Below are 13342 nucleotides of genomic sequence, written 5' to 3'. Positions count from 1 at the left end.
ACGTGGGTCTCGAGGAACAGCTGCCCGGTGGGATTCTGCTGTCGACGGTCGAGAAGGTGGCCGGTTACGTCCGCAAGAACTCGTTGTGGCCGGCGACATTCGGGTTGGCGTGCTGCGCCATCGAGATGATGGCAACCGCCGGACCGAGATTCGACATCGCGCGGTTCGGCATGGAGCGGTTCTCGGCGACGCCGCGGCAAGCCGACCTGATGATCGTGGCCGGCCGGGTGAGCCAGAAGATGGCGCCGGTGCTGCGCCAGATCTACGACCAGATGGGCGAGCCGAAGTGGGTGCTGGCCATGGGCGTGTGCGCGTCGTCGGGCGGGATGTTCAACAACTACGCGATCGTGCAGGGCGTGGATCACGTGGTCCCGGTGGACATCTACCTGCCCGGTTGCCCGCCGCGGCCCGAGATGCTGCTGCACGCAATCCTCAAGCTGCACGAGAAGATTCAACAGATGCCGCTGGGCGTCAACCGCGAAGAAGCCATCGCGGAAGCCGAGCAGGCGGCGCTGGCCGCCCGGCCCACGATCGAGATGCGCGGGCTGCTGCGATGAGCTCGCCGGACCACGACCCCAAGGAAGCGGCAACCGAAGGCGGGGGCCCGCCCCGGGCCGACGGCGAAGTGATCGGCGTACGCCGCGGCATGTTCGGCATCTCCGGTAGCGGTGACACCACCGGGTACGGACGGCTGGTCCGGGAGGTCGTGCTACCCGGCAGCTCGCCCCGCCCATACGGGGGCTACTTCGACGACGTGGTCGACAAGCTGGCCGAGGCCCTGAAAAGCGCCGACGTCGAATTGTCCGACGCGCTGGAGAAGGTCGTGGTGTACCGCGACGAGCTGACCCTGCACGTGCGCCGGGACGCCCTGCCCCGGGTGGCCCAGCGCCTTCGCGACGAGCCCGGACTGCGTTTCGAGATGTGCCTGGGCGTGAGCGGGGTGCACTACCCCCACGAGACGGGCCGCGAACTGCACGCCGTGTATCCGCTGCAGTCGATCACGCACAATCGCCGCGTCCGCCTGGAAGTGGCTGTGCCGGACGGTGATCCGCACATCCCCTCGCTGTTCGGCATCTACCCGACCACCGACTGGCACGAGCGTGAAACCTACGACTTCTTCGGCATCATCTTCGACGGGCATCCGTCGCTGACCCGGATCGAGATGCCCGACGACTGGCATGGCCACCCGCAACGCAAGGACTACCCCCTCGGCGGCATCCCGGTGGAATACAAGGGAGCGCAGATACCCCCGCCCGACGAGCGGAGAGCGTACAACTGATGAGCACAATCACCGATTCGACCAGCGGCGGCGCGGAAAGCCCGGAGACCGTCTTGGTCGCCGGCGGCCAGGACTGGGACCAGATCGTCGAGGCCGCCCGCAACGCGGACCCCGGCGAACGGATCGTCGTCAACATGGGGCCCCAACACCCGTCCACCCACGGGGTGTTGCGGCTGATCCTCGAGATCGAGGGCGAGACGATCACCGACGTCCGATGCGGAATCGGCTACCTGCACACCGGGATCGAAAAGAACCTGGAATACCGGTACTGGACGCAGGGCGTCACATTCGTGACCCGAATGGATTACCTCTCACCGTTTTTCAACGAGACCGCCTACTGCCTGGGCGTGGAGAAGCTGCTCGGCATCACCGATCAGATCCCGGAGCGGGTCAACGTCATCCGGGTGATGATGATGGAGCTCAACCGGATCTCCTCGCATCTGGTGGCGCTGGCCACCGGCGGCATGGAGCTGGGCGCCATGACCCCGATGTTCGTCGGTTTCCGAGGCCGCGAGATCGTCCTGACCCTGTTCGAGAAGATCTCCGGGCTGCGAATGAACAGCGCCTACATCCGGCCGGGCGGCGTCGCGCAGGACCTGCCGCCGGGCGCGGAGTCCGACATCGCCGAAGCCCTCAAGCCGCTGCGCCAGGTGCTGCGCGAAATGGGCGGCCTGCTCAACGAAAACGCCATCTGGAAAGCCCGCACCTGCGACGTCGGCTACCTGGATCTGACCGGTTGCATGGCGCTGGGCATCACCGGGCCGATCCTGCGCGCCACCGGCTTGCCGCACGACCTGCGCAAGAGCGAGCCCTACTGCGGATATGAAAACTACGAATTCGACGTGATGACCGCCGACACGTGTGATGCTTACGGCCGCTACATGATTCGCGTCAACGAGATGTGGGAGTCGATCAAGATCGTCGAGCAGTGTCTGGACAAGTTGAAGCCGGGTCCGACGATGATCGAGGACCGCAAGATCGCCTGGCCGGCCGACCTGAAGGTGGGCCCCGACGGCATGGGTAACTCACCCGAGCACATCGCCAAGATCATGGGCGGCTCGATGGAGGCGTTGATTCACCACTTCAAATTGGTCACCGAGGGCATCAGGGTGCCGGCGGGCCAGGTGTACACCGCAGTGGAATCGCCGCGCGGCGAGCTGGGCGTGCACATGGTGAGCGACGGCGGCACCCGGCCCTACCGGGTGCACTACCGGGACCCCTCGTTCACCAACCTGCAGTCGGTCGCGGCGATGTGCGAGGGCGGCATGGTGGCCGACCTGATCACCGCGGTCGCCAGCATCGACCCGGTCATGGGCGGGGTGGACCGGTGACCGGCCCGCAGGGACAGCCGGTCTTCATCCGGCTCGGACCCCCGCCCGAGGAGCCCAACGCTTTCGTCACCGAGGGTGCGCCGCAGTCGTATTCGCCCGAGGTGCGGGCGCGCCTCGAGGTCGACGCCAAGGAGATCATCGGCCGCTACCCCAACAAGCGCTCGGCGCTGCTGCCGCTGCTGCACCTGGTGCAGGCCGAGGATTCCTACCTCACCCCGGCGGGCCTGGAGTTCTGCGGGGAGCAGTTGGGACTGACCGGGGCCGAGGTGTCGGCGGTGGCGAGTTTCTACACCATGTACCGGCGCGGCCCCACCGGTGATTACCTGGTCGGCGTCTGCACCAACACGCTGTGCGCGGTTATGGGCGGCGACGCGGTATTCGACGCGCTCAAAGAACATCTCGGCATCGGCAATGATGAGACCACCGACGACGGCTCGGTCACGTTGCAGCACATCGAATGCAACGCGGCGTGCGACTTTGCCCCGGTGGTGATGGTCAACTGGGAGTTCTACGACAACCAGACGTGCGAGTCGGCACGCGAACTCGTCGACTCGCTGCGGTCCGGAAATCCCAAGGCTCCCACCCGCGGTGCGCTGTGCAAGTTCCGCGAAACCTCGCGCATCCTGGCCGGCCTGCCCGACGAGCGCCCCGACCAGGGCCAGGGCGGCGCCGGTGCAGCCACTTTGGCCGGGCTGCAGGTGGCGAAGGAGAAGGGCATGGAAGCCCCGCCGGCTCCCGGAGGCGAGTCATGACCACCCCGCTGACCCCGGTCATCAGCGCCTACTGGGACGACCCGAAGTCGTTCACGCTGGAGACCTACCAGCGCCACGACGGTTACCAGGCGCTGAAGAAGGCCCTGAAGATGGACCCCGACGCGGTGATCGGGGCCGTGAAGGACTCGGGTCTGCGCGGTCGCGGCGGCGCCGGCTTCTCGACCGGAACCAAGTGGTCGTTCATCCCGCAGGGCGACACCGGCCCGGCCGCCAAGCCGCACTACCTGGTAGTCAACGCGGACGAATCCGAACCCGGTACGTGCAAAGACATTCCGCTGATGCTGGCGACGCCCCACCTGTTGGTGGAGGGCGCCATCATCGCCTCCTACGCGATCCGGGCCAGCCATGCCTTCATCTACGTGCGCGGCGAGGTGGTGCCGGTGATACGCCGGCTGCAGAACGCGGTCGCCGAGGCTTACGCCGCCGGCTATCTGGGCCGCGACATCGAAGGATCCGGCTACGACCTGGAGCTGGTGGTGCACGCCGGTGCGGGCGCCTACATCTGCGGCGAGGAAACCGCGCTGCTGGAGGGTCTGGAGGGCCGGCGCGGCCAGCCCCGGCTGCGGCCGCCGTTCCCCGCCGTGGCCGGGCTTTACGGTTGCCCCACGGTGATCAACAACGTCGAGACGATCGCCAGCGTGCCGCCGATCATTCTCAACGGCGTCGAATGGTTTCGATCGATGGGCAGCGAGAAATCGCCCGGCTTCACGCTGTATTCGCTGTCCGGCCATGTCACCCGCCCCGGTCAATACGAGGCCCCGCTCGGCATCACGCTGCGCGAATTGCTCGACTACGCGGGCGGGGTCCGCGCCGGGCATCGCCTGAAGTTCTGGACCCCGGGCGGGTCCTCGACGCCGCTGCTCACCGACGAACATCTGGACGTGCCACTGGATTACGAGGGCGTCGGTGCCGCCGGCTCGATGCTGGGCACCAAGGCGCTGGAGATTTTCGACGAGACCACCTGCGTGGTGCGCGCCGTGCAGCGCTGGACGTACTTCTACAAGCACGAGTCGTGCGGCAAGTGCACCCCGTGCCGCGAGGGCACCTTCTGGCTGGACCAGATCTACGATCGGCTGGAAACCGGTAAGGGCACCAGCGAGGACATCGACAAGCTGCTCGACATCTCCGACACCATTCTCGGAAAGTCGTTCTGCGCGTTGGGCGATGGCGCCGCCAGCCCGGTGATGAGTTCGATCAAGTACTTTCGCGACGAGTACGTCGCCCACGTCGAGGGCGGCGGGTGCCCGTTCGACCCCCGAGACTCCATGCTGAACGGAAAGGCTTGACACTTTGACTAGCGACGCGACGATGCAGAGCGACGCGATGAGGAGGAGCGGCGCCCGTGACTAGTGCCGCCAAAACCGAAACCGGTGACCCCAAGGACGGCCCCGAGAAGGAAGGGGCACGTCCGCCGGAAATGGTCACGCTGACCATCGACGGCAACGAAATCAGCGTGCCCAAGGGCACATTGGTGATTCGCGCCGCCGAGTTGATCGGCATCCAGATCCCGCGGTTCTGCGACCACCCGCTGCTCGAGCCGGTCGGCGCGTGCCGGCAGTGCCTGGTCGAGGTGGAGGGGCAGCGCAAGCCGATGGCGTCGTGCACCACCGTCGCCACCGACGACATGGTGGTCCGCACGCAGCTCACGTCGGAGGCCGCCGACAAGGCCCAGCACGGCGTGATGGAGCTGTTGCTCATCAACCATCCGCTGGACTGCCCGATGTGCGACAAGGGCGGCGAGTGCCCGCTGCAGAACCAGGCGATGTCCAACGGCCGCGCGGATTCTCGCTTCACCGACGTCAAGCGCACCTTCGCCAAACCGATCAACATCTCCGCCCAGGTGCTGCTCGACCGCGAGCGCTGCATCCTGTGCGCCCGCTGCACGCGGTTCTCCGAGCAGATCGCCGGTGACATCTTCATCGACATGCAGGAGCGCGGCGCCCTGCAACAGGTCGGCATCTACGCTAACGAGCCTTTCGATTCCTACTTTTCGGGTAACACGGTCCAGATCTGCCCGGTGGGCGCGCTGACCGGGACCGCCTACCGCTTCCGGGCCCGCCCCTTCGACCTGGTGTCCAGCCCCAGCGTGTGCGAGCACTGCGCCTCCGGGTGCGCCCAGCGCACCGACCATCGCCGCGGCAAGGTGTTGCGCCGCCTGGCCGGTGACGACCCCGAGGTCAACGAGGAGTGGAACTGCGACAAGGGCCGGTGGGCGTTCACCTACGCGACGCAGCCGGACGTGATCACCACTCCCCTGATCCGCGACGCCGACGGCTCCCTGGTGCCCGCGTCGTGGTCGCACGCGATGGCGACGGCGATCCGGGGCCTGGACGAGGCTCGCGGGCGCACCGGTGTGCTGGTCGGCGGGCGGGCCACCCTGGAAGACGCCTACGCCTACTCCAAGTTCGCGCGAATCGTCTTGGACAGCAACGACATCGACTTCCGTGCCCGGCCGAACTCGGCCGAGGAGGCCGACTTCCTGGCGGCGCGGATCGCCGGCCGTCGTGACGTCAGCTACTCCGATCTCGAATCGGCGCCGGTGGTGGTGCTCGTTGGGTTCGAGCCCGAGGACGAGTCGCCGATCGTGTTCCTGCGGCTGCGCAAGGCCGCCCGCAAGCACGGGCTGCCGGTGTACGCGGTGGCGCCGTTCGCCACCAGGGCGCTGGTCAAGATGTCGGGTCGGCTCGTCAAAACCGTTCCGGGGACCGAAGCGGCCGCCCTGGATGGGCTGGCCACCGGCGAGGTCGGCGAACTGCTGTCCACCGCCGGCGCGGTCATCATGGTCGGGGAACGCCTGGCCACGGTGCCCGGCGGGTTGTCCGCCGCGGCCCGGCTCGCCGACGCCACCGGAGCCCGGCTGGCGTGGGTGCCGCGCCGCGCCGGGGAGCGCGGCGCGCTGGAGGCCGGCGCGCTACCCGCCCTGCTGCCCGGTGGCCGGCCGCTTGACGACGAGACCGCCCGCGCCCAGATCGCGGCGGCGTGGCACGTCTCCGAATTGCCCTCGGCCGCAGGGCGTGACGTGAACGGCATCCTGGCGGCGGCCTCCGACGGGACGCTGGGCGCCCTGCTGGTCGGCGGTGTCGAACCCGACGACTTCGCCGACCCCGAAGCCGTCCTGGCCGCGCTCGACGCCGCGGGGTTCGTCGTCAGCCTGGAGCTGCGGCGCAGCGCCGTCACCGAGCGCGCCGACGTGGTGTTCCCGGTCGCCCCGACGACGCAGAAGGCCGGCGCCTTCGTCAACTGGGAGGGCCGCTACCGCCCGTTCGCCCCGGCCCTGCGCGGCACCATCGCGCAAGCCGGCCAATCCGACCACCAGGTGCTCGACGCGCTGGCCGACGAGATGGGCGTCTATCTGGGGCTGTCGACCGCGGACGCGGCGCGCGCGGAACTGTCCGCGCTGGGCAGTTGGGACGGCAAGTGGGCCGCCGGGAGCGACGTCGCGGCCCCGCAGCCCGCGCAGCCCGGCGCCGGCGAAGCCGTGCTGACCGGTTGGCGCATGCTGCTGGACAACGGCCGATTGCAGGACGGCGAACCGCATCTCGCCGGGACCGCACGCAAACCCGCGGCGCGGTTGTCGGCCGACACCGCCGCCGAAATCGGCGCCGGCGACGGTGACGCGGTCACCATCAGCACGCCACGCGGGTCGATCAGCCTGCCGCTGGTGATCACCGACATGCCCGACCGGGTGGTCTGGCTTCCGCTGAATTCACCGGGTTGCGCCGTCCACCGGCAGTTGGGCGTAACCGTGGGCAGCACAGTGAAAATCGGAGTGGGATCCGCCGGCGACGATGCAGAGCGGAGCGATGAAGAGGAGCGGCGCAAATCATCATGACAAGCTCCTTATCCGCGTTTGGGCACGACACCTGGTGGCTGGTGCTGGGCAAGGCGCTGGCCATCTTCGTGTTCCTCATGCTCAACGTGCTGGTCGCGATCCTGCTCGAGCGCAAGATCCTGGGCTGGATGCAGCTGCGCCCCGGGCCCAACCGGGCGGGACCGTGGGGTGCCCTGCAGAGCCTGGCCGACGGAATCAAGTTGGCGCTCAAGGAAACCATCACCCCGGGCGGCGTCGACAAGTTCGTCTACTTCGCGGCGCCCGTCATCTCCACCATCCCCGCGTTCACCGCCTTCGCGTTCATCCCGTTCGGCCCGGTGGTGTCCGTGTTCGGCCACCGCACACCGCTCCAGCTGACCGACCTGCCGGTCGCGGTGCTGTTCATCCTGGGGCTGTCGGCGATCGGGGTGTACGGGATCGTGCTGGGCGGCTGGGCATCCGGGTCCACCTACCCGCTGCTCGGCGGGGTGCGCTCCACCGCCCAGGTCATCTCCTACGAGGTGGCGATGGGGCTGTCGTTCGCGGCGGTTTTCCTCTACGCCGGCACCATGTCGACGTCGCAGATCGTCGCCGCGCAGGACCGGGTCTGGTTCGTCTTCCTGCTGCTGCCGTCGTTCGTGATCTACCTGATCTCCATGGTCGGCGAAACCAACAGGGCGCCATTCGATTTGCCCGAGGCGGAGGGTGAGCTGGTCGCGGGGTTCCACACCGAGTACTCGTCGCTGAAGTTCGCAATGTTCATGCTGGCCGAGTACGTCAACATGATGACGGTTTCCTCGCTGGCCACCGTCCTGTTCTTCGGCGGCTGGCATGCGCCGTGGCCGATCAACATGTGGGACGGCGCCAACACCGGGTGGTGGCCCGTGCTGTGGTTCACCGCCAAGATGTGGACCTTCCTGTTCATCTACTTCTGGTTGCGCGCCTCGCTGCCCCGGTTGCGCTACGACCAGTTCATGGGGCTGGGCTGGAAGCTGTTGATCCCGGCCTCGCTGGTCTGGGTGTTGATCGCCGCGGTGATCCGCACGCTGCAGAACCAGGGGTACGCGCACTGGACGCCGCTGCTGGTGGTCAGCAGCCTCGTGTTCGCCACCGTGCTGGTGCTGTTGCTGCGAAAACCCTTCAGCACGCCCGGCATTCGCGCGCTGGAGCGGCAGCTGCGCCGCGAGGCCAAACAACTTCCGGCCGGACAGGGCTCCACTCCGGTATTCCCGACACCGCCGCTGCCGATGAAGTCTTTGGCGGCCGCGAGCAAGGAGAACGCACGTGGCTAAGTTTTTGGACGCCGTCGCCGGGTTCGGCGTGACGTTCGCGTCGATGTTCAAGAAGAACGTCACCGAGGAGTACCCGGAGAAGCCGGGCCCCGTCGCGCCGCGCTATCACGGCCGCCACCAACTCAACCGCTACCCGGACGGCCTGGAGAAATGCATCGGGTGCGAGTTGTGCGCGTGGGCGTGCCCGGCCGACGCCATCTACGTCGAGGGCGCGGACAACACCGAGGAGTTGAGGTATTCGCCCGGGGAGCGCTACGGGCGGGTCTACCAGATCAACTACCTGCGGTGCATCGGCTGCGGCCTGTGCATCGAGGCCTGCCCCACCCGGGCGCTGACGATGACCAACGACTACGAGATGGCCGACGACAACCGAGCCGACCTGATCTACGAAAAGGACCGATTGCTGGCCCCGTTGCTGCCGGAGATGACCGCGCCGCCGCATCCCCGGGCGCCCGGCGCCACCGACAAGGACTATTACCAGGGCAACGTGACCGCCGACGGCCTGCGGCAGATCGAGAACGCCGGAGAGTCCCGGTGACCGGATTGACGGGCCAGCTGTTGGCGGCCGACACCATCGTCCGCACCTCCACCGGTGAGGCGGTCGCGTTCTGGGTGCTGGGCGCGCTCGCGCTGATCGGCGCGATCGGGGTGGTGCTGGCGGTCAACGCCGTGTACTCGGCGATGTTCCTGGCGATGACGATGATCATCCTCGCGGTCTTCTACATGATCCAGGACGCGCTGTTTCTCGGCGTCGTCCAGGTCGTGGTCTACACGGGCGCGGTGATGATGCTGTTCTTATTCGTGCTGATGCTGATCGGCGTGGACTCGGCGGAATCCCTGAAGGAGACGCTGCGCGGTCAGCGCGTCGCCGCGGTGTTGGCCGGCGTCGGGTTCGGCGTTCTGCTGATCGCCGCGATCGGCACCGGCGCGACCGGTGGCTTCGCCGGGCTGACCACTGCCAACGCCAACGGCAACGTGGAAGGGCTTGCCGCCCTGATCTTCTCCCGGTACGTGTGGGCCTTCGAGCTCACCAGCGCGCTGCTGATCACCGCGGCCGTCGGGGCGATGGTGCTGGCGCACCGCGAGCGTTTCGAGCGCCGCAAGACGCAGCGGGAGCTCTCCCAGGAGCGGTTCCAGCCCGGTGGGCACCCGACCCCGATGCCCAGCCCCGGTGTCTATGCGCGGCACAACGCCGTCGACGTGGCCGCGCTGCTGCCCGACGGGTCGTACTCGGAGCTTTCGGTGTCGCCGATCCTGCGCAGCCGCGGCGCCGACGGCAAGGAGACCCCCTCGCGTCAGGCGATTAAAGGCGGTGCATCGTGAATCCGGCCAATTACCTGTACCTTTCGGCCCTGCTGTTCACGATCGGGGCCTCGGGTGTGCTGTTGCGGCGCAACGCCATCGTGATGTTCATGTGCGTCGAGCTGATGCTGAACGCGGTGAACCTGGCGTTCGTCACGTTCGCGCGGATGCACGGCCACCTGGACGGGCAGATGATCGCGTTCTTCACGATGGTGGTGGCCGCCTGCGAGGTCGTCGTCGGCCTGGCCATCATCATGACGATTTTCCGTGCCCGCAAATCGGCGTCGGTCGACGACGCGAACCTACTCAAAGGCTGACAGCGCCAACATGACTCACTACACCTGGCTGCTGGTGGCGCTGCCGCTGGCGGGTGCCGCGATCCTGTTGTTCGGCGGACGACGCACCGACCCGTGGGGGCACTGGCTCGGCTGCGCCACCGCGCTCGCGGCGTTCGGCGTGGGCCTGGACCTGCTGAACGAGCTGCTCGGCCGCGCCGCCGAGGACCGGGTCATCCACCAGACGGTGTTCAGCTGGATCCCGGTGAGCCAACTGCAGGTGGACCTCGGCATGCAGATCGACCAGCTGTCGGTGTGTTTCGTCCTGCTGATCTCCGGGGTCGGATCGCTGATCCACATCTATTCGGTCGCCTACATGGCCGAAGACCCGGACCGGCGCAGGTTTTTCGGCTACCTCAACCTGTTCCTGGCCTCGATGCTGCTGCTGGTGGTCGCCGACAACTACGTGGTGCTCTACGTCGGCTGGGAGGGCGTGGGCCTGGCCTCCTACCTGCTGATCGGGTTCTGGTACCACAAGCCGACGGCGGCCACGGCGGCCAAGAAGGCGTTCGTGATGAACCGCGTCGGGGACGCCGGGCTCGCGCTCGGAATGTTCTTGATGTTCAGCACGTTCGGCACGCTGTCGTATGCCGGAGTGTTCGCCGGGGCGCCCGCCGCCGGGCGCGGCGCCCTGACGGCGATGGGGTTGCTGCTGCTGCTGGGCGCGTGCGCCAAGTCCGCGCAGGTTCCGCTGCAGGCCTGGCTGGGTGACGCCATGGAGGGCCCCACCCCGGTGTCGGCGCTGATCCACGCCGCCACCATGGTGACGGCCGGCGTCTACCTGATCGTGCGGTCCAACCCGCTCTACAACCTGGCGCCCGACGCGCAAACGGCGGTGGTGGTGGTCGGCGCCGTCACGTTGCTGCTCGGAGCGTTCATCGGCTGCGCCAAGGACGACATCAAGCGCGCGCTGGCGGCGTCCACTATGAGTCAGATCGGATACATGGTGCTGGCCGCCGGCCTGGGCCCGGCCGGCTACGCGTTCGCGATCATGCACCTGCTCACCCACGGCTTCTTCAAGGCCGGCCTATTTCTCGGCTCCGGCGCGGTGATCCACGCCATGCACGAAGAGCAGGACATGCGCCGCTACGGCGGCCTGCGCGCCGCCCTGCCGGTCACCTTCGCCACCTTCGGCCTCGGCTATCTGGCGATCATCGGCGTGCCCCCGTTCGCGGGCTTCTTCTCCAAGGACGCCATCATCGAGGCGGCCCTGGGCGCCGGCGACGCCCGCGGCTACGTCCTCGGCGGGGCCGCCCTGCTGGGCGCGGGCGTCACCGCGTTCTACATGACGCGCGTGATGCTGATGACCTTCTTCGGCAAAAAGCGTTGGGGCCCCGGCACACATCCTCACGAGGCGCCCGGCCTGATGACCTGGCCGATGATCCTGCTCGCCGTCGGCTCGGTGTTCTCCGGTGGACTGCTGGCCTGGCGGGGCACCCTGGCGCGCTGGCTCGAACCGGTCGTCGGCAAACACGAAGAGGTGACCCACGCGTTCCCGGCCTGGGTCAGCACCGCCGTGGCGTTGGGCGTCGTCGCGGTCGGCATCGCGGTGGCCTACCGGTTGTACGCCAACGCCGAGATCCCCCGCGTCGCCCCGCTTGCGGTGTCGCCGGTCACCACGGCCGCGCGCAGGGACTTCTACGGCGACGCGTTCAACGAGGAAGTCTTCATGCGCCCCGGGGCCGAGCTGACCCAGGCGCTGGTCGACGTCGACAACGCCGGGGTGGACGGCTCGGTCAACGCGCTGGCCGCGCTGGTCGGTCGGACTTCGAATCGCCTGCGGGGGCTGCAAACCGGCTTCGCCCGCAACTACGCATTGTCGATGCTGACGGGCGCGGTCCTGGTGGTCGCGCTGATCCTGGCGGTGAAACTGTGGTGAAAACCCTTCCCTGGCTGAGCATTCTGTGGCTGGTGCCGCTGGCCGGCTCGGTGCTCGTCATCCTGCTGCCGCCCGGGCTGCGCCGGCTGGCCAAGTGGACCGGCCTCGTGTTCGGCGTTCTGACGCTGGCGGTGGCGATCGTCGTCACGCTGGGCTTCAAGTCAGGCGGCAGCACTTACCAATTCGTCGAAAGTCATTCCTGGATACCGGCGTTCGGTGCCACTTACTCCCTGGGCGTGGACGGCATCGCCGTGGTGCTGGTGCTGCTCACCGCGGTGCTGATCCCGGTGCTGCAGGTGGCGGGTTGGAGCGACGGTGATGGCGGCGAACGCAGCCATCGCGGCGTGCACGCCTACGTTGCCCTGACACTGGCCATCGAGTCGATGGTGTTGATCTCGGTGGTCGCGCTCGACGTGCTGCTGTTCTACGTGTTCTTCGAGGCCATGCTCATCCCGATGTACTTCCTGATCGGCGGCTTCGGCGGTGGCCCGGGCCGGTCCCGCGCGGCGGTGAAGTTCCTGCTGTACAACCTGTTCGGTGGGCTGATCATGCTGGCCGCGGTGATCGGGCTGTACGTGGTGACCGCGCAGCACGGTTCGGGCACCTTCGACTTCCGCGAGATCGTGGCCGGCGTCGCCTCCGGCCGCTACGGCGCCGACTCCGCGGTGTTCAAGGCGCTGTTCTTGGGCTTCATGTTCGCGTTCGCGATCAAGGCGCCGCTGTGGCCGTTTCATCGCTGGCTGCCCGACGCCGCGGTGGAGGCCACCCCGGCGACCGCGGTGTTGATGATGGCGGTGATGGACAAGGTCGGCACCTTCGGCATGCTGCGCTACTGCCTGCAGCTCTTCCCCGGCGCTTCAACGTATTTCCGCCCCCTGATCATCGTGCTGGCCGTCATCGGGGTCATCTACGGCGCCATCGTCGCGATCGGGCAGACCGACGTCATGCGCCTGATCGCCTACACCTCGATCTCCCACTTCGGGTTCATCATCCTGGGCATCTTCGTGATGACGAGCCAGGGGCAGAGCGGGTCGACGCTGTACATGCTCAACCACGGCCTGTCCACGGCGGCGGTGTTCCTGATCGCGGGATTCCTGATAGCCCGGCACGGCAGCCGGCAGATCGCCGATTACGGCGGCGTCCAGAAGGTGGCCCCGGTGTTGGCGGGCACGTTCCTCGTCTCGGCCATGGCGACGTTGTCGCTGCCCGGCCTGGCGCCGTTCGTCAGCGAATTCCTGGTGCTGCTGGGCACTTTCAATCGTTACTGGCTCGCCGCCGCGTTCGGTGTCACCGCGCTGGTGCTGTCGGCCATCTACATGCCTGTCTCTTATACACATCTC

General features: G+C 67.7%; 11 protein-coding genes and 1 pseudogene. All 12 read left to right on the top strand.

The genetic code is table 11. The features are described from left to right. Positions 1-2: 2 nt before the first annotated feature. Complete coding sequence (locus WU80_RS12555) at positions 3-557, top strand: NADH-quinone oxidoreductase subunit B family protein (protein WP_055402988.1); 555 nt, start codon at positions 3-5, stop codon at positions 555-557. Then, positions 554-1279 (top strand): NADH-quinone oxidoreductase subunit C, encoded by a 726-nt coding sequence (locus tag WU80_RS12550; protein WP_055402986.1) that lies wholly within the window; start codon positions 554-556, stop codon positions 1277-1279. The genes WU80_RS12555 and WU80_RS12550 overlap by 4 nt, the downstream gene beginning before the upstream one ends. Continuing rightward, entirely contained in the window at positions 1279-2610 is a 1332-nt protein-coding gene (gene nuoD / locus WU80_RS12545) for an NADH dehydrogenase (quinone) subunit D (RefSeq protein ID WP_055402984.1), read from the top strand. The genes WU80_RS12550 and nuoD overlap by 1 nt, the downstream gene beginning before the upstream one ends. Continuing rightward, positions 2607-3362 carry an NADH-quinone oxidoreductase subunit NuoE gene (gene nuoE, locus WU80_RS12540; RefSeq protein ID WP_055402982.1) on the top strand — a complete coding sequence of 252 codons (756 nt, stop codon included), beginning with the start codon at positions 2607-2609 and terminating at the stop codon, positions 3360-3362. The genes nuoD and nuoE overlap by 4 nt, the downstream gene beginning before the upstream one ends. Continuing rightward, a complete protein-coding gene (nuoF, locus tag WU80_RS12535; RefSeq protein ID WP_055402981.1) occupies positions 3359-4669 on the top strand; it encodes an NADH-quinone oxidoreductase subunit NuoF in 1311 nt (436 codons plus the stop codon). Before nuoE ends, nuoF begins: the two co-directional genes overlap by 4 nt. A gap of 131 nt (positions 4670-4800) precedes the next feature. Next, positions 4801-7215 carry an NADH-quinone oxidoreductase subunit G gene (locus tag WU80_RS12530; RefSeq protein ID WP_156349530.1) on the top strand — a complete coding sequence of 805 codons (2415 nt, stop codon included), beginning with the start codon at positions 4801-4803 and terminating at the stop codon, positions 7213-7215. Continuing rightward, entirely contained in the window at positions 7212-8486 is a 1275-nt protein-coding gene (gene nuoH / locus WU80_RS12525) for an NADH-quinone oxidoreductase subunit NuoH (RefSeq protein WP_055402976.1), read from the top strand. The genes WU80_RS12530 and nuoH overlap by 4 nt, the downstream gene beginning before the upstream one ends. Continuing rightward, a pseudogene (gene nuoI / locus WU80_RS12520) lies at positions 8458-9024 on the top strand (NADH-quinone oxidoreductase subunit NuoI); the annotation flags it as partial. The gene nuoH and the pseudogene nuoI, both read left to right, overlap by 29 nt. Positions 9025-9041: 17 nt before the next feature. Further along, complete coding sequence (locus WU80_RS12515; RefSeq protein ID WP_156349529.1) at positions 9042-9809, top strand: NADH-quinone oxidoreductase subunit J; 768 nt, start codon at positions 9042-9044, stop codon at positions 9807-9809. Then, the gene (gene nuoK / locus WU80_RS12510; protein WP_007168303.1) at positions 9806-10105 is read left to right on the top strand and encodes an NADH-quinone oxidoreductase subunit NuoK; all 300 of its coding nucleotides are present in this window, start codon (positions 9806-9808) and stop codon (positions 10103-10105) included. The genes WU80_RS12515 and nuoK overlap by 4 nt, the downstream gene beginning before the upstream one ends. 10 nt (positions 10106-10115) lie before the next feature. Further along, complete coding sequence (gene nuoL / locus WU80_RS12505; protein WP_055402972.1) at positions 10116-12002, top strand: NADH-quinone oxidoreductase subunit L; 1887 nt, start codon at positions 10116-10118, stop codon at positions 12000-12002. Continuing rightward, positions 11999-13342, top strand: a 1344-nt coding sequence (locus tag WU80_RS12500) for an NADH-quinone oxidoreductase subunit M (protein WP_197285990.1), incomplete at its 3' end; no start/stop codon positions are given. The genes nuoL and WU80_RS12500, both read left to right, overlap by 4 nt.

The sequence above is a fragment of the Mycobacterium sp. UM_11 genome (assembly GCF_001414075.1).
Classification (GTDB): Bacteria; Actinomycetota; Actinomycetes; order Mycobacteriales; family Mycobacteriaceae; genus Mycobacterium.
This window is presented reverse-complemented; position numbering and strand designations above follow the sequence as displayed.

Bases quoted from the DNA above. Each gene is read 5' to 3' on its own strand.
- WU80_RS12550 (WP_055402986.1), top strand. From the start codon at position 554: ATGAGCTCGCCGGACCACGACCCCAAGGAAGCGGCAACCGAAGGCGGG.
- nuoD (WP_055402984.1), top strand. From the start codon at position 1,279: ATGAGCACAATCACCGATTCGACCAGCGGCGGCGCGGAAAGCCCGGAG.
- nuoF (WP_055402981.1), top strand. From the start codon at position 3,359: ATGACCACCCCGCTGACCCCGGTCATCAGCGCCTACTGGGACGACCCG.
- WU80_RS12530 (WP_156349530.1), top strand. From the start codon at position 4,801: ATGGTCACGCTGACCATCGACGGCAACGAAATCAGCGTGCCCAAGGGC.
- nuoH (WP_055402976.1), top strand. From the start codon at position 7,212: ATGACAAGCTCCTTATCCGCGTTTGGGCACGACACCTGGTGGCTGGTG.
- nuoL (WP_055402972.1), top strand. From the start codon at position 10,116: ATGACTCACTACACCTGGCTGCTGGTGGCGCTGCCGCTGGCGGGTGCC.